The 14,604-nt window shown below is 64.5% G+C and carries 12 protein-coding genes and 1 pseudogene; 3 read left to right on the forward strand and 10 right to left on the reverse strand.

What is annotated here, in order from left to right; all coding sequences use genetic code 11:
- Window positions 1–34: 34 nt before the first annotated feature.
- Window positions 35–472 (reverse strand): type II toxin-antitoxin system VapC family toxin, encoded by a 438-nt coding sequence (locus AB7C87_RS09100; RefSeq protein WP_369729122.1) that lies wholly within the window; start codon window positions 470–472, stop codon window positions 35–37.
- Entirely contained in the window at window positions 469–747 is a 279-nt protein-coding gene (locus AB7C87_RS09105) for a hypothetical protein (RefSeq protein ID WP_369729123.1), read from the reverse strand. Before AB7C87_RS09105 ends, AB7C87_RS09100 begins: the two co-directional genes overlap by 4 nt.
- Before the next feature lie 287 nt (window positions 748–1,034).
- Between AB7C87_RS09105 and AB7C87_RS09110 the strand changes: the two genes are divergently transcribed.
- Complete coding sequence (locus AB7C87_RS09110; RefSeq protein ID WP_369729124.1) at window positions 1,035–2,159, forward strand: ArsR/SmtB family transcription factor; 1,125 nt, start codon at window positions 1,035–1,037, stop codon at window positions 2,157–2,159.
- Window position 2,160: 1 nt separating this feature from the next.
- Window positions 2,161–3,051 carry a hypothetical protein gene (locus tag AB7C87_RS09115; RefSeq protein WP_369729125.1) on the forward strand — a complete coding sequence of 297 codons (891 nt, stop codon included), beginning with the start codon at window positions 2,161–2,163 and terminating at the stop codon, window positions 3,049–3,051.
- 80 nt (window positions 3,052–3,131) lie between these two features.
- Here the strand turns inward: AB7C87_RS09115 and AB7C87_RS09120 are convergent, their stop codons facing one another.
- From AB7C87_RS09120 to AB7C87_RS09145, 6 genes are all read right to left on the reverse strand, one after another.
- The gene (locus AB7C87_RS09120) at window positions 3,132–3,407 is read right to left on the reverse strand and encodes a glutathione S-transferase N-terminal domain-containing protein (protein WP_369729126.1); all 276 of its coding nucleotides are present in this window, start codon (window positions 3,405–3,407) and stop codon (window positions 3,132–3,134) included.
- A gap of 119 nt (window positions 3,408–3,526) precedes the next feature.
- Window positions 3,527–6,394: a leucine--tRNA ligase gene (leuS, locus tag AB7C87_RS09125; protein WP_369729127.1), complete on the reverse strand. Its 2,868-nt coding sequence runs from the start codon at window positions 6,392–6,394 to the stop codon at window positions 3,527–3,529.
- A 148-nt stretch (window positions 6,395–6,542) separates the two neighbouring features.
- Window positions 6,543–6,962, reverse strand: coding sequence for an Hsp20/alpha crystallin family protein (locus AB7C87_RS09130; RefSeq protein ID WP_369729128.1), 420 nt, complete (start codon window positions 6,960–6,962; stop codon window positions 6,543–6,545).
- Window positions 6,963–7,067: 105 nt separating this feature from the next.
- Window positions 7,068–7,523 carry a peroxiredoxin gene (locus tag AB7C87_RS09135; RefSeq protein WP_369729129.1) on the reverse strand — a complete coding sequence of 152 codons (456 nt, stop codon included), beginning with the start codon at window positions 7,521–7,523 and terminating at the stop codon, window positions 7,068–7,070.
- Window positions 7,524–7,694: 171 nt separating this feature from the next.
- A complete protein-coding gene (gene pheA / locus AB7C87_RS09140) occupies window positions 7,695–8,513 on the reverse strand; it encodes a prephenate dehydratase (protein WP_369729130.1) in 819 nt (272 codons plus the stop codon).
- A gap of 48 nt (window positions 8,514–8,561) precedes the next feature.
- A complete protein-coding gene (locus AB7C87_RS09145) occupies window positions 8,562–9,884 on the reverse strand; it encodes an MFS transporter (protein ID WP_369729131.1) in 1,323 nt (440 codons plus the stop codon).
- 713 nt (window positions 9,885–10,597) lie between these two features.
- Between AB7C87_RS09145 and AB7C87_RS09150 the strand changes: the two are divergent.
- A pseudogene (locus tag AB7C87_RS09150) lies at window positions 10,598–10,693 on the forward strand (radical SAM protein); the annotation flags it as partial.
- 141 nt (window positions 10,694–10,834) lie between these two features.
- Here AB7C87_RS09150 and nasA read toward each other — a convergent pair.
- Together nasA and AB7C87_RS09160 are read right to left on the reverse strand one after the other, a co-directional pair.
- The gene (gene nasA / locus AB7C87_RS09155) at window positions 10,835–13,003 is read right to left on the reverse strand and encodes an assimilatory nitrate reductase NasA (RefSeq protein ID WP_369729132.1); all 2,169 of its coding nucleotides are present in this window, start codon (window positions 13,001–13,003) and stop codon (window positions 10,835–10,837) included.
- Window positions 13,004–13,206: 203 nt separating this feature from the next.
- Window positions 13,207–14,529, reverse strand: coding sequence for an MFS transporter (locus AB7C87_RS09160; RefSeq protein WP_369729133.1), 1,323 nt, complete (start codon window positions 14,527–14,529; stop codon window positions 13,207–13,209).
- Between the last annotated feature and the right edge of the window lie 75 nt (window positions 14,530–14,604).

Consider the following 14,604-nt stretch of genomic DNA (forward strand, 5'->3'; position numbering starts at 1 on the left):
GCAATCGGGTGCACACTGACGTACAGTGGCTACTCTACTCGTCAACCGCGGTGGGGTCGATCCGTTCGACGAGTCCATCGAAGTCGTCGTCAAAACTGAGTACGGCGTCGATCGCCTCGTCTTCGACGCACTCGATGAGGCTTGCATCCGTGAAACTGAGATCGTGATCGTCGTACCGCTCGAAGACGTCGACCGTTCGTTCGAACCGGTCGCTCGTCACGAAGAGCATCTCGATGCGGTCGGGGAACGGTTCGTTCCCTGCGATTCGGTCCCCGATTTGACGGGCCTCACGGTGGCTCCCGGTTCGCTTCCGGGCGAGCGTAACGGCTTCGTCGTAGACGTAATCGTTCGTATACAGCGCGCCGAAGCTCCCTTCGAACGCAGCGGCCAGCGTCTTCGTCGCCGCTTCGTGGTGTTCGTCCCGTTCGTTTTGAACGGCGACGAAGACACCCGTATCGATGATTGCACTCATTCGCCGTAGAGAACGTCGTCGATCTCATCTTCAGTCGTTTCGACGCCCCAATCGGTGCTTCCGGAGAGCCACCGGTCGATCTCTTCCTCGGAGAGCGGCTCGAACTCGTCGCGAAACGAGTCGATCAGTTCGTCTTTCGACTCGTAGCTGTCCGTGACGATCCGCTCGAGCAACTCTTGCTGGGTCACGTTTCGGCCCGTCTCGAGACGGATTTCCGCCTGTAGTTCCTCGAGGCGGGATTTGGTCGCGTCCGTCACCTTGATCGAGGTGCTCATATCTGTAGTAGAACTCTCTACCGGGAAAACGATTCTGCTAGGATGGGGTCGACGAAGTGGTGCTCGACCCGTTCGCCCATCTGTGGGTGTGGTACGGTTTACTGTCAGTCATTTCCGACGCAACCACCCCATGGGTCGCGGTTGTGCCGGTCCACCGGGACAGCAATCCGTATGAAACACCCGTGTGGTCGCCTGTAACACCCGCCCGGTTCTCACGTCATCGCGTCGGCTCAAATGACCGTTTCAGTTCCCGGACTCTCTTTGTGAGTGGCGTTCGAGGAACCGGTATGGATCGACTCGCCGGCCGACTCGTGCGCCGCCTGCGTGAGGACGAACCCGACGAGCCGACGGTCGTCGGCCTCGAGGGCGAGGACGCCGACCAGTTGTTCGACGCGCTCGGCTCCGAGACCTCTCGAGCCGTGCTGGCGGCGTGCTACGAGGAGGGTCGGGCTCGCTCGGAACTCGCCGACGAACTCGAGACGAGCCTCCAGAACGTCGGCTACCACGTCGACAAACTCGAGTCGGCCGGATTGCTCGAGGCGGTCGAGACCCGCTACGGCGAGAACGGGCGCGAGGTGACGGTGTACGAGCCCACGAAGCGCGCGATCGTCGTCGCTGCCGGTGAGCCGGGACTCGTCGAACGCCTCACCGAGGCTGTCGACCGGCTATTCGCACCGATCGCGTTCGTGGGTCTGATCGCACTGGTCGTCGGGGTTCTCGCTCGCGGTCCCGCGCGGATCGGGATGCTCGCGAGCGACGATGCGACGAGGGTGACGACGGAAACGTCGACGATATCGCCCGTTACTGCGACCGTCGCCGCGACGTTCGTTCTCGGTCTAATCGTCGTTCTCGCTGCCGACCGGCAGGGCGTCTTCGATCGCACCGGTGAGCGCTGCGTCCGACACAGCGGGGTGGGTAGCACGCTGTTCGGCCGCCGCGGCGACTCGACCCGACGTCACGTCGTCTCGAGCGTCGGGATCGCACTCGTGACGTTTCTCGCGCTCGATCTCGTCGCCGTCGGGACGGGTCACCGACTCTCCGTGTTGGCGTGGCTGGTCGTCCAGTTGGCGATTCCCGCCGGCGTCCTGGCGGCGGCCGCGACCGCGTACGCGAATGACGGGGTGGCCGTCAGCTGGGCGACCGCGAGTGCCGCACTCGTCGGTGTTTGGGGCTATCTCGTCGCCGGCGAGCTCGTCAGGGGTGGCCTCGAGACGATGCTGGTCGTGATCGGTGTCGCCGCGATCGCAATCGTCGGGGTGCCCCTCGGATCGGTCGCTTACTTCGGCGGTCGCGCCGTCGCCGCGTGGCGGGGTCGCGGATCGCTTCCCTCGAGACGGACGATGGCAGTGCTCCTGTGTCAGCCGCCCGTCACGGTCCTGGTGTTCGTCGGCTGGTTTCGGCTGGTGATGTAAGATGCTCGGAGTATTCACTGCCGATACGAGTGCCGACCGCCGCGCCCTCGTCCGGAGTGTGCTCACCGGTGGCGTTCTCCTCCCGGTACTCGTCGCGCTCGGTTTCGCCATCCTGCCCGACCCCTCGCCACAGCCGTGGTGGGAGCACTTCGATATCGGGCTGTGGGTCGTCTTCGTCGCCCTCTTCGCGGTCGTCGGCGCGTTGTTGGCCACCGGCTGGCGACTCGACTGTCGGATCGCCGTTCTCGCCGGCTGTATGGCACTTCTCGGAACCGCGGGCTGGCCGATCGTCGCGTACGGCGAACCCCCCGATATCGTCTTTACGATGGGCGGGACCGCACTCGTCGTCGGCCCGCTGCTCGCCCTCGCAGTGCCGGTCGAGTACCTGGTTCGGACAGCCGACGACCGCCGATTTTCCGGGCGAATCGAAGCGTTCGCGCTCGCGGTCGGCGTCGTCCACCTGTTCGCGGTTGACCGGCTACAGGCCGTCCTCGAGGGTCGGCCGATGTTCCCGTCCGTCTCGGAATTGCCCGGAATCGAGCCCGCTGGCGGTCTTTTGCTCGGGGTAGTTTCGGCCGGACTCGTTCTCCTTGTGGCGGTTCCTATCGTCCTCACTTGGCGCGTCCGGCTGGTCTCGCCGCTCGGATTCGTACTCGCCGTCTTCGGCTGGGCGGCCGTTCGAACGTGGCGTCTTTCGCTCGAGACCCTGCCGCCCGCGGGACCCGGTTTCGGTCTCCTCCCGACGCCGCTGACGCTGTACGTCTGGGGTTCGTCCGTGTTGGTCGTCGTCGCCGTTCTGTTCGGCGGCCTCGAGTATCTGCTCCGGCGTCGGCTTGCGGTTGTGCCGCCACCATCGCTGCGGTCCGTGATCGACGACGCTCGAGAGCCGTGACCTCGCTCGCCGATCGCCGCCGGATCGATGCGATTGACGACTCCGTCGACGTCGAGTCCCGGACGGCTCTCCGTCGACGTTCAGTCTCCGCCGTCGCCGTACTGTTGCTCGAGGTAGTCGACGATCGCCTCGCTCTCGTAGAGCGTGGTTTCTCGATCGGTGTCGACGAGAAACGGGATGGAATCCTCGCCGCCGACGTTCGTCATCGCCTCCGTGGTTTGCTCGTTGAGTACGTCGCCGCCCTCGTTGCCGGGGCGACGCGGGTTGTGGTTCACGTACGAGATACCGAGGTCAGTAAGCGTTTCGCGGACGTCCGCGCTGTGCGGACAGCCTTCCGCCTGATACAGTTCGAGCATCTCGAAAACGGGTTCGTTCTGACCAGCCCTAAACGTTGGACCGGCACAGGGAGGGGACGGAAACCGATCGGCTTAGCAGTCGCAGTTGCGTTTCTGCACGCGCATCTGTCCCCCACCGCTCACTCGAGGAGGATTGCGGGCCGGAACGGCTTGGCCTGGCTCGCTTTCCCCTCCGGATCGACGCCCGTTTCTTCCGCGGTGCGTTGGGCCGCGCTCTCGGCGTAGACCTCGACGTCGGCGTCGAACTCCCGGGCGAGGAACGGGGCGGCCTCCTCGTAGACCGACAGCTCGTCGACCGACGCGAGCGTCTCGAGGGTGTCGTCGTCGCGTTCGCGGGCGAACGGGACGAGGTCGCCGACCAGGCTGTTGACGGCGTCGCCTTTCTCGCGCAACTGCTCGTTTTGCATGACCTCGCCCATCACCTGCCCCTGGTTCGGGCCGACGTCGATGACGGTCTCGAGGACGTCGCGTTTCCAGTCGTCGGCGACGTAGAGCCGGATCGTCTCCGGATCGGTGTCGGTGACGTCGACGATGTCGCGAACGTCTTCGAGGACGTCTTCGACCAGCCCCTCCTGGACGACGATCGTCGAGTCCTCGAACTTCGGAACGGGTTCGGGCCACGGGACGTCCTCCGCCGGCTCGCCGGTCAGGCGCTCGTGGAGTTCGTTCGCCAGGAACGGGACGAACGGCGCGAGCAGTCGCAGGCGGGTCTCGAGGACCGTTCGCAACGTCCACTGGGCGCCCGGGCGCTCGAGGTCGGCGCGACGGCGGTACCACTTGAGGTACTCTTCGAAGCCGTAGAACGCCTCCTGGCTCGCGGTTCGGGTCTCGAAGCGGTCCATCGCGTCGGTCACCGAACGCACGGTCTCCTGTAACTTGGCGAGCAACCAGCGGTCGATCGTCTCGAGGTCTCTCTCCCCCTCGGGAGCGTCGACGATCTCCATCGAACGGTTCCAGAACCGCGCTAACTGATCGCGCGTGGAGCCGACCTCCTCGGCGCGCCAGTCGAAGTCCTGCCAGGGCTCGGAGCTGTTGAGCAGGAAAAAGCGTACGGTGTCGGCGCCGTACTCGCCGATGGCCTCGTCGGGGAGGACGACGTGGCCCTTCGAGGAACTCATCTTCTCGCCCTCGAGGAGGCCCATGCCCATGCTGGTGATCCCCTGGGGCCACTCCGGTTTCTCGAACAGTTCGGCGTGGTGATAGAGGAAGAACGTGAGGTGATTCGAGATCAGGTCGTTCGCCGAACAGCGGAAGTCGACTGGGTACCAGTACTCCCACTCCTCGCGCAACTCGAGTGCGCGCTCGTCGGGTTCGTCTGCGGCCTCAGGGCCGTAGAACAGCGTATCGAAGAATGCCCTGTCCATCGCCTCCGGCGGGACGTCCGCGAGTCGGTGGGCGATGGTGTAATAGGCCATGTAGATCGTCGAGTCCGACAGCGGTTCGATGACGAACTCGTCGTCCCACGGCAACCGGGTGCCGAGACCGTAGTTCCGGATACAGGGCCACTCCTCGAGCCAGTCGACGGTGTGGGTGTACTGCTCGCGGGTCGTCTCCGGAATCGCCTCGAGGTTCTCGACCGCCTCGAGGGTCTTCGCTTGCCACTCCTCGTCGTTGTACCGCAGGAACCACGTCTCCTGTTTGGCGACGACGACCTTTCCGCCGGCCCGCGAGATCACGGGCTCGGGGAAGTCGTACATCGCCGCGAACTCGCCTTGCTCCTGGAAGTGAGCTTTCAGCTCCTCGCGGACGTCCTCGACGACCTCGCCGGCGAACTCGCCGTACTCCTCGTTCAAGGTGCCCTGGTGGAACTCGCGGTTGTAGACCTCCTGGGTGACCGCCTTCAGGTCGGGGTCGTCCGCGGAGTCGATGCCGTGGGACTCGACGGCGTCTTTCGCCGGAATCTCGCCGTAGTCGTCGATCGAGAGGATCGGGACCGGCTCGATGGCCTCGACGTCGGCGGGATCGATGCCGTACTCGCGCAGTCGCTGTGCGTCGGCTTTCGCCTCCTCGAGCGCGAGGTAGTCGTCGGGGCTGTGGGCCGGCACGGACATCACGACGCCGGTCCCGCTGTCGGGGTCGACGAACGACGCCGGGAGGACGAGCACCTCGTCACCGGTGATCGGGTTCGTCACCGACTCACCGACGTACTCCTCGCCTGCGACCTCGCGTTCGAGTTCGATCTCGTGGTCCTGTAACTCGAGTTTCTCGACGGCCTCGACGGAGACGACCCACCGTTCGCCGTCGACCGTCGCCTCGACGTACTCGCCCTCGGGGTCGATGTAGGCGTTCGTGACTCCGCGAACGGTCTCGGGTCGGAGCGTCGCCATGGGGAAGACCGTCCCACCGGAATCGAATTTGACGAGCGTGTACTCCTGGTACTCGACGTCCTCGCCCTCGAGTAAGTCGTGGGTCGTCACCGGGTTCTCCTGTTCGGTGCAGTACTTGACCGGGTGTAGGCCCTTCTCGAGCAGTCCGCGCTCTCTCAGCGTCTCGTACTGCCAGGTGATGAACTTCGAGTAGCGCTCGTCGTTCGTCGTAAACTCCCGGCGCCAGTCGATCGAGAGACCCAGCTGTTGCATCCCTCGCTTGTAGTGTTCCTCGATGAAGTGGCGGGCGTAGCCCATCGGCGTCTCGAGGTCGGCGAGGGTGTCCTCGGAGACGTTGTACGTGTCCCGCAGGACCGACAGCTGATCCTCTTCACCTTTCTTGAGGCGCTCGACGGCGCCGATGATCGGCGTGCCGGTGACGTGCCAGCCGATCGGAAAGAGCACGTTGTCGCCTTGCTGGCGGCGATACCGCGCGTAGACGTCCGGAACTGTGTACGTCCTGGCGTGTCCGATGTGCATCCCGCCGCTTGGATACGGGTAGGGCACCGTCACGAACGTGGAATCGCCCGAGTCTCGCCCGTCGGGGTCGGCCTCGTACCGCCCCGATTCGGCCCAGCGGTTGCGCCACTCGGCCTCGAGTTCCTGTGGGTCGTAGCTCATGGCTCCCCGTAGTGTCGGATGGGGTAAAAGCACTACCACATCGGGACGAAGCGAACGCGACGACGCCGTTGGCCAGATCAGCGCTGGTTCGAGGGTCGATAACCGGCGCTCGAGCGGGACGTCGCCTCGCCGTCCCACGGCGGTTCGATCACTCGATGTCGATCTGCTTCGACTCCTCGCCGCCGCCGACTTTCGGGAGCTGAACCGTCAGGACGCCGTTTTCGTACCCAGCCGACACCTCGTCTTCCTCGACCGGCTCCGGCAGTCGAATCCGGCGATTGGCCGTCTTTCGCGTCCGCTCGCGTCGCAGGTACTCGCCCTCGGCGTACTCCGCCTCGTGTTCGCGATTCGCCTCGAAGCGCAACGTTCCCTCCGAGAGCGTCAGCGAGATGTCGTCGGTCTCGTAGCCGGGGAGGTCCGCGGTGACGATGTACGCGTCCGCCGCGTCTGCGACGTCGACGGGGACCGAACCCGGAACCTGCAGTCCGCCGCTGGTCATTCCATCGCCGACCTGTCGACTGACGCGGTCGAGCATCTCCTCGAGTTCGTCGAACGGGTTTCCTCGCATAGTTCTAGTTACGACCTCGAGCGGGATAAATTCTGCCCGAACTCGAACGACAGAACTGACTGTTCCGTCCTCGGAGGGGTTTTCGCCTCGAGGCGGCTCAGCCGGTCACTCCGGGAGCGAGACGAGTCCGTCCGCGAGCGCGTCTTCCAGTACCTCGCGGGCGTGTCCGTTCGGGACGACGTTCTCGTAGACCGCCTGTACCTCTCCGTCGGCGAGAACGAACGTGGTGCGTGTGGCCGCACCGCCGCTGTGATCGACGCCGAACGTCGATGCGAGGTCGGCGTCGGGATCTGCAAGCAGGTCGAACGTGAGCCCCTCGGCTTCACAGAACGCCCGGTGGGAGTCGACGCCGTCGGTCGAGACTCCATAGACTGACATCCCTGCTTCCCGATAGGTCTCGAACTCGAGGTCGAACTGGCGGGCCTCCGTCGTACATCCGGGGGTGTCGTCGCGCGGATAGAAGTAGAGGACCGTCGGATCCTCGAACGCGAGGCTCAGTTCTTCGTTGTCCTGATTCGGTGCCGTTACGGTCGGCGCGTCGTCGCCCGGAGCGAGTGCCATACCGGGACACCGGCGAGCAGGGTCAAAACGATTCGGGGCCAAGAACGGAAACTCGGCTCGTTCCGTCAGTTCAGGCTTGGGACGCCACTAGTGCTTTGGCAAGCCTGAACTGCAGGGTCGAATCAGTCGCCGCAGGCCGGTTCGAGCCTGCAGTCGACGCTTGGCGGAGTACTAGTCGACGACGTGTTCGGTATCGTAGGAGCCGAGTCGACGGACCCAGCCGTCCTCGGAGAGTCCTTCGATCTCCTCGATCGCCTCGTCCGTTCGGGACTCGTAGAGGCCGGCCTCGAGGTCGATGTGGAAAACGTAGTCGCCGAGACGTCGTCCGCTCGGGCGGGACTCGACGCGGGTCATGTTGATGTCCCGGTCGGCGAAGGGCTCGAGCAACTCGAGTAACAATCCGGGGTAGTTCGCGTTCGGGTAAGCCACGAGGGTCGTCTTGCCGCCGCCGTTCGAGCGATCTTCGACGGGCGCGATGGCGAAAAATCGGGTCGCGTTCGAGTCCTGATCCTGAATGTCCTCCGCAAGCACCTCGAGGGCGTTGCCGTTTTCGGCGTTCGCCGGGTGGCCGATGCCCGCGACGGAAGGATCCTCGCGGGCGAACTCGACGCCCTGTGCCGTGCTGGCGACGGCCTCGAGCCCGACCTCCGGGTACTCCGACTCGAGGTAGGACCGACACTGTGCGAGTGCCTGGGAGTGGCTGGCGATAGTGTCGAACCCCTCGCCCTGGGCGAGCAGGGCGTGTCTGATCGGCGTGACGATCTCGCGGACGACGGCGACGTCGTACTCCGCGAGCGCGTCGAGGCTCTCCGTGACGCTCCCCTCGATGCTGTTCTCGATGGGGATCACGCCGCGATCGTACTCTCCGGTCGCGACGGCGTCGACGATCGACGTGACCGACTGTCGGAAGTCGATCTCCTCGGCGTCGGCGATCGCGCGCGTCGCCCGGTGGGAGTAGGTCCCTTCGGGTCCGAGTGTGACTGCGGCCATCAATTCCCAGTTGAACCGATGGCATCAAAAGCGCGTCGGGATTCCTCGTCAGTCGTCCGCCGCGACAGCGCCCGACGCCTGGGCCGGGTTTTCGTCCACGAACCAGCCGTCTTCGGTCGCGTTCTCGGCGATCTCGGGCTGGAACACCCACGCGCTCAGGGCGATGATCGGGATCATCGTGAGGCCGACGATCGCGTAGCCGACGTGAAGATTCGGCAAGAACGGCGCGGCGAAGATCAGCGGGTAGACGGATCCACCGACCGTGCCGATGCCGCCGACGATGCCGGCGACTGACCCGGAGTTGTTCGGGAACATCGCGGGAACCTGGGCGAAGATCGCCCCTTCGGAGAACGCACAGCCCAGCCCGACGAGGAAGCCGGCGAAGACGGCGATATAGATGCTTCCCGTCAGTCCAGCGGCCGTCATGGCGTACATCGAGAACATCACGAACACGAGCGTGATGAACGTCCACTGCTCGCGGTATCGCCCCTCGAACCACGGGAGCGGCTCGAGTTCCTTGCGCGCGAACTGATCGCTGATGTAGCCGCCGAGCGGTCTGAGCAGGCCGGCGGCGATCGAGAACGTCGCGGCGAACGTCGCCGCGATGACGAGGTCGCCCTGGCCGAACCCTTCGCGGTAGTAGGTGCCGAGCCAGCCGTTCATCGCGAGCTCGAGGCCGAAGGTCATGATGTACGCCACCGAGAGGACGACCGCCCCGTGGCGCGTGGCGATGTAGAGCCACTGCTTGAAGCTGACTCCCTGTTTGGTCGCCTGGCGTTTCTCCTCGCTTTTGGCGGCGTCACCGAAGACGAAGTAGACGACGCCGAGGACGATCGCAAGGACGCCCGTATAGAAGAACGCGGCTCGCCAGTTCGCCGAAAACAGCGGTCCCACGTATCCATCGCCGAAGATTCGAGGGAGCGTGAAGTACGCGCCCAGGCCCGCACCGGCGTTGCCGACGCCCGCGAAGATACCTTCTGCCGTCCCCAGGTTTTCCTCTTCGAACCACTCCGCGACGTGCTGGATCCCGATGACGAACGTGATGCCCGCGAGCGAGGCGACGACCCGCGAGACGGTGAACACTTCGTAGGTCGTCGCGTACGCGCTCACGATCGCCGCGATACCCACAGTCACCATCGTGATGCCTGCGGTAACCGGCGCGCCGTACTTATCGGTGTACGGGCCGACGACGATCCGACCGAGCGGGACGGCGATGATCGCCATACTCGCGACGATTCCCAGATCCGCAACCGAGAGGTCGAACTCGTTTGCGATCTCGCCCGTAAACGGGGCGAACGAGAACCAGATGACGAATCCGAGGTTGAACATCGCCGTTGCAAGTATCAAATTCTTGTATTTTGCAGGGATCACACTCGTTCACCTCCGAACTGTATCCCGTCGTTTCGGATCGGTTCGATCGAAACGACCAAACCGCCGGTCGTCGCCTCGCTCCGGCGATCGTTCGAGTCCGTTTCTCGCTGACCGCCGGTCGAGGACTGCCGCCCATTTTTCTTGGCCCATTTGTCCATTAACAATCCACATATTCTCCACATCATTGTCTGTTTCACGCTAAATCGAGACGAACGTCAGAATAATAAACTTCACCGTTTACGAATGTGGTTTATTGGGTTCGCTCATGGAACGTTCACCGACTTCCCATCTTCACCCCATATTATTCCCCTTCCGATATAGTGTAATTAAAAAACACCCACGAGAATCCGTTGCGGGTTGAAACTCTACACTGATTCCTCGAGCACCGAACTCCGTCACCTGTGCGGGTGAGCGGTGTTGATACCGCTTTTCGCTCGGTCACGTGCTTTGCACTACTCGTCTCGAGAACGTCCGTTGGGGTGGACGCTCGTCGAACAAATTCCGACTTCTGTTTGGATCTGTAACTGAGGGGAGATCGTCCTCTCGGTAGCGGAACCGAAGGAGGAGGGTCGGTTCGATTCGTCGAATGACAGTACGCGCTCGCTCGCTTCGGCGCTGTCGCCTGCGTTGCCGTCGAAAGCGAAGCCTTCGGCTTCGCGGACCTCGCGGAGCTTTGCTCCGCTCAGTCACGAAAATCGAAGATTTTCGGACGACGACGGCAGGCATCGGGGGCCGTGGACGCCCCGACCGTGACCCACCCGGCTGTTCGAGGCTATCAGGCCGATGGTCGGATGGGAGTTTCCGAATAAACCACGGGAAGCCTCGGGGTCGTTCGGAAGATCTTCGATCTTCCGTGATGACGAGACGCCTTTGGCGTCTCGAACCACTTGACCCCGAGGCGGTTCACACCAGGTATCGCCTCCGCACACCGACGCTCGGCCGCGACGCACTCAGTTACCCGATGGGGAACTGATGCCCTGTGAGTAAGGGAGGCCGTCGCGAGTGAGCTGTGGCGTCCGTTCTGGCGGGGTGACGGCGACCGCACACTGCTTGTAGTTCGGCTCGTTCGACGCTGGATCGACTCGAGCGATCGTCAACTCGTTTACGTCGGGGTGGTGGATGTCCATCCAGACCACGCCCGGTGGTACCCGGTTGTCCGGCTGGACCTCGACTGTAATCGCCGACCGGCGGGACTCGATTACCGTCCGCCCGCGGTCTAACGCCTCGACGTACTCGACGATTTCCTCCGGGTGGAGTCTGGCCACCGGGAGTCCGTCACCGCCGACACGTCGCATCCGTACGCCGGTGTTGTAGGCGTCCGCGCGCCGACCGGTGGTCAGCGTGAGCGGATACCCCTCGTCAGTCGGCTCCGCGAGACCGGCGTGGTTCGCCACCGAAAAGCGGGCCCTGCCGTCGGACGTGGGGAACGACCACGACGGATCGTCGGCGTCGAAGTAGCGATACCCGCCCTGACGCCCTGACTCGGCGGTCGGCCACCTGACTGCGAGTTCCGCCTCGAGTCGATCGTACGTGATTCCGGAGAGATCCGCCGGCGTTCCCGCCGTGAGTTCGCGAAGTTCGTCGAAGATTGTCTCCGGGTCCACCGGCGGATTCGGGAACAGCCCCGACTCGATCCGATTGCCGATCGCCGCGACGATGTCCAGATCCTGTCTGATTCGCTCGGGCGGTGTGGTTGCGGCAGTTACTTTCGAGACGGTCCGTTCCATGTTGGTGACGGTACCCGTCGTCTCTCCCCACGTCGCCGCCGGCAGAACGACGTCGGCTCGCTCGACCGTCTCGGTTCGAAACGCATCCTGTACGACGAGGAAGACGTCGTCCATCGCTCGAGAGACGTAGCCGGCGTCTGGCATCCCCGCCACCGGATTCGTCGCGACCGTCCAGCAGACGTCGACGTTGCCGCGGACGATCCGGTCGACGATGCCGACCGGCCCTGGGCCCGGATCGTCGGGAAGCCGACGAAGCGGAACGTCCCACGTCCTCGAGACGGTCTTTCGGTGGCCCGGATCCGAGAACTCGCGGTGGCCGGGCCACGTTCCTTTCGATGCACAGAGCCGTGCCCCCATCGAGTTGGCCTGACCGGTAAGCGAGAACGGCCCGCTCCCTGGACGGAGGTTGCCGGTCGCCAGACAGCAATCGATCAACGCGTGAGCGGTCGCCGTCCCCTGGACGCTCTGATTGACGCCCATTCCCCAGTACAGAAGCGTCGGATCGGTGAGCGCGTTGGCCACCCGGCTGACGTCCTGGCACGAAACGCCGGCGGTCTCCGCGGCGTCTTCGGCCGTCGGGAGCGCGGCGACGAGGTCGTCGAACCCCGTGGTGAACCGATCGACGAACTCCCGATCGATGGCACCGTCGTCGACGACTCGAGCGAGCACCGCCCGCGCGAGCGCGAGGTCGGTTCCCGGCTCGAGTGCCACGTGACTGTCGGCGTCGTTCGCCGTCTCGCTCTCGACGGGATCGACGACGATCAAGCGTGAGTCCTCCTCCGCGGCGCTATCCAGAATCCACCGGTGGAGTACGGGGTGGGCGACTGCCGGGTTCGCACCCCAGACGAGATGGGTCCTCGCGGCGGGGACGTCGTCGTACGTCGGCGGCGGCGCGTCGCTCCCGAACGCGCGATAGTACGCCGTCACGGCGCTCGACATACACAGCGTCGTGTTCGCGTCGTAGTTTCGGGTCCCGATCGCTCCGCGTGCGACCGTTCCGAGCGCGTAGGCCGCCTCGTTCGTCTGTTGTCCGCTCCCGAGTACCGCGACGCGGTCCGGATCGTCCGCGAGCGCTTCGATCAGTCGGGATGCGACGATCCCGAGTGCCGTATTCCAGTCGGTCGGCTCGAGTGACCCACCTCGGCGGACCAGCGGTTCCGTTAGCCACTCGCCCGCCGGGTCGACGGATTCGCGGATCCCACGCTTGCACGCAAGGCCGCGGTTGACGGGGTGTTCGGTGTGTCCCTGGACGTTCGCGATACCGTGGCCCTCGTCGGCTCCGCGCTGGAGATGTCCACAGCCGACGGCACACCGCATGCAGGTCGTCGGGTTCCAGCCGATCGTTCGTCCGTTTCTCGAGGGTACCGAGTGCGTATCGTGTTCGTGTGACATTTCGATCGACTCCTCTCGTGTCGGCGGTCGGGATCGTTCGAGTGGATCTATTCTCGACGCAGTCGGCTGTCCCGACCGTTGTCCGCCAGTTCCGAAGAATCGCGGTCGGCCGGCTTCCCCGGCGAACGACGACGATCCGTTTTGGGGGAAGCTCGTAATCCGGCGCTGGTACAACGCCACTGGCCCGCGATCACAGGGCTCTCTCAGTCGTCAGCCGGCGTGGTTCGTGCCGGGGACGAGGTGGGGCTGTCGACGAACCAGCCGTCCTCGGTCGCGTTCTCGGCAATCTCGGGCTGGAACACCCAGGCGGTCAACGCCAGGATCGGGATCATCGTGACCGCGACGACGGCGTAGCCGACGTGGAGATTCGGCAGGAACGGCGCGACGAAGATCAGCGGATAGATCGAGCCGCCGACCGTCCCAATCCCGCCGACGACGCCTGCGACGGTCCCCGAGTTGTTCGGGAACATCGCGGGCACCTGGGCGAAGATCGCACCCTCGGAGAACGCACAGCCAACGCCGACGAGGAAGCCGGCGAACACCGCGACGTAGATGTTTCCGGTCAAGCCGGCCACGGTCATCCCGACCATCGCACACGCGACGAACACCATCGTCGCGAACGTCCACTGCTCGCGGTATCGCCCCTCGAACCACGGGAGAATGTCTTTCTCCTTGCGCGCCACCACGTCACTGATGTAGCCACCGAGGGGCCTGAGCAGGCCGGCGGCGATCGAGAACGTCGCCGCGAACGTCGCCGCGATGACGAGGTCGCCTTGGCCGAACCCTTCGCGGTAGTAAGTCCCGAGCCAGCCGTTCATCGCGACCTCGAGGCCGAAGGTCATGATGTACGCCGCCGAGAGGACGACCGCCCCGTGGCGCGTCGCGACGTAGAGCCACTGGCGGAGCGTCACACCGTTTTTGGCGGCCTGTCGTCGCTCTTCCGTCTTCGCGGCGTCGCCGAATGTGAGGTAGACGACGCCGAGGACGATCGCGAGCACGCCCGTGTAGAAGAACGCGGCTCGCCAGTTCGACGCGAACAGCGGCCCGACGTATCCCTCCCCGAAGATCCGCGGCAGGGTGAAGTACGCACCCAGCCCAGCGCCGGCGTTGCCGACGCCTGCGAAGATCCCCTCCGCGAGTCCGAGGTTCTCCTCTTCGAACCACTGGGCGACGTGTTGGATACCGATAACGAACGTGATCCCAGCGAGCGAGGCGACGACCCGCGAGACGGTGAACACCTCGTAGGTCGTCGCGTACGCGCTAATGATCGAGAAAACGCCGACGGTTAACAGCGTACATCCGGCGGTAATCGGCGCGCCAAACTTGTCCGTGAGCGGCCCGATGACGATTCGCCCGATCGGCACGGCGATCACCGCGGCACTCGAGACGAGCCCGAGCTGTGCGATCGAGAGACCGAACTCGTCGGCGATCTCGCCGGTAAACGGCGCGAACGAGAACCAGATGACGAACCCGAGGTTGAACATCGCCGTCGCGAGCAACAGGTTCTTCCACTTGCCATCGATCACGACGTCTCACCTACGGCTACCCTGGTGGACAACCACGCCCAATTTACCATTGCTGGTAAACGATCGTGGCTTCGA

It is taken from the genome of Natrarchaeobius versutus, assembly GCF_041205745.1.
Taxonomy (GTDB): Archaea; Halobacteriota; Halobacteria; order Halobacteriales; family Natrialbaceae; genus Natrarchaeobius; species Natrarchaeobius versutus.

What these genes read in the sequence shown, in the direction of transcription:
- AB7C87_RS09100 (WP_369729122.1), bottom strand. Translation starts at nt 472, where the DNA reads ATGAGTGCAATCATCGATACGGGTGTCTTCGTCGCCGTTCAAAACGAA.
- AB7C87_RS09105 (WP_369729123.1), bottom strand. Translation starts at nt 747, where the DNA reads ATGAGCACCTCGATCAAGGTGACGGACGCGACCAAATCCCGCCTCGAG.
- AB7C87_RS09110 (WP_369729124.1), top strand. Translation starts at nt 1,035, where the DNA reads ATGGATCGACTCGCCGGCCGACTCGTGCGCCGCCTGCGTGAGGACGAA.
- AB7C87_RS09115 (WP_369729125.1), top strand. Translation starts at nt 2,161, where the DNA reads ATGCTCGGAGTATTCACTGCCGATACGAGTGCCGACCGCCGCGCCCTC.
- AB7C87_RS09120 (WP_369729126.1), bottom strand. Translation starts at nt 3,407, where the DNA reads ATGCTCGAACTGTATCAGGCGGAAGGCTGTCCGCACAGCGCGGACGTC.
- leuS (WP_369729127.1), bottom strand. Translation starts at nt 6,394, where the DNA reads ATGAGCTACGACCCACAGGAACTCGAGGCCGAGTGGCGCAACCGCTGG.
- AB7C87_RS09130 (WP_369729128.1), bottom strand. Translation starts at nt 6,962, where the DNA reads ATGCGAGGAAACCCGTTCGACGAACTCGAGGAGATGCTCGACCGCGTC.
- AB7C87_RS09135 (WP_369729129.1), bottom strand. Translation starts at nt 7,523, where the DNA reads ATGGCACTCGCTCCGGGCGACGACGCGCCGACCGTAACGGCACCGAAT.
- pheA (WP_369729130.1), bottom strand. Translation starts at nt 8,513, where the DNA reads ATGGCCGCAGTCACACTCGGACCCGAAGGGACCTACTCCCACCGGGCG.
- nasA (WP_369729132.1), bottom strand. Translation starts at nt 13,003, where the DNA reads ATGTCACACGAACACGATACGCACTCGGTACCCTCGAGAAACGGACGA.